We start from the raw sequence: 908 nt of genomic DNA, 5'->3' as shown, positions 1-908 counted from the left end.
GCCAGCCCCTCGACCACGGCGGTCTTGCCGACGCCCGCGTCACCGATCAGCACCGGGTTGTTCTTGCCGCGCCGGGACAGCACCTCGATGGTCTGCTCGATCTCCTTCTCCCGGCCGATCACCGGGTCGATGCGGTTCTCGCGGGCCAGCTCGGTCAGATCGCGCCCGTACTTGTCCAGTGTCGGCGTGGTCGTGGGCCGGGGGCGGTCCTGGCGGCCCTGCGCGGTGTCCGGCGCCTCGGGCGGAGCCGCTTCCGCCTTGAACCGGGCCGCGTGCAGGATGTGCCCGGCGGCCGAGTCCGGGTTCATGGCGAGGGCGCTCAGCACGTGCTCGGGGCCGATGTACCCGGCGCCGCTGGCCCGTGCCATCTCGTGCGCCTCCATCAGCGCCCGCTTCACGGCCGGGGTCAGGGACAGCGCGGTCGGCGGCACTGTGCCCGGCTGGTGCTGCACGGGTCCGGCGCGGCCGTCGATCTCGGTGGCCATCGAGTCCGGGTTCGCCCCGGACCGGCTGAGCAGACTGCGGGTGGGCTCGCTGGACAGGGCGGCGCGCAGCAGGTGCTGGGTGTCAAGATCCCGGCTGCCGTGCTCCGCCGCGTACTGCGCGGCCCCCTTGACCAGCTCGCGCGCGGGCTGGCTCAGCAGGCGGCCGATGTCTATCTGGCGGGGGCCGCCGGGCTGGCCCGGATTTCCGGAGCCGCCGAAGAAGCGGGAGAAGAACTCCCCGAAGGGGTCGCCCTCAGGGCCGACGTAGCCGCTGGTCATCGTTTCCGCCCTTCGCAGACGACGCGTGCGGAGCGGTCGGGTACCCCGGACCGGCCACTCTTGAAACGATGGCACGCCCAGGAGGGAAGGGCACCCGCAGGCTTCGCCGGTCCCCTAGGCCCTGTCTGACAATTCCCGTCTGCC

1 protein-coding gene is annotated in these 908 nt (G+C 72.7%); it reads right to left on the bottom strand.

Going from position 1 to position 908, the window contains the following annotated elements:
- A partial coding sequence (locus tag GT030_RS25840) for an ATP-dependent Clp protease ATP-binding subunit (RefSeq protein WP_161203168.1) occupies window positions 1-764 on the bottom strand: 764 nt, incomplete at its 3' end.
- Window positions 765-908 lie beyond the last annotated feature (144 nt).

Source organism: Streptomyces sp. SID1328 (genome assembly GCF_009865595.1).
Taxonomy (GTDB): Bacteria; Actinomycetota; Actinomycetes; order Streptomycetales; family Streptomycetaceae; genus Streptomyces; species Streptomyces griseoluteus.
Note: the sequence above shows the minus strand (reverse complement) of the source record. Positions and strands in the feature narration are given on the sequence as shown.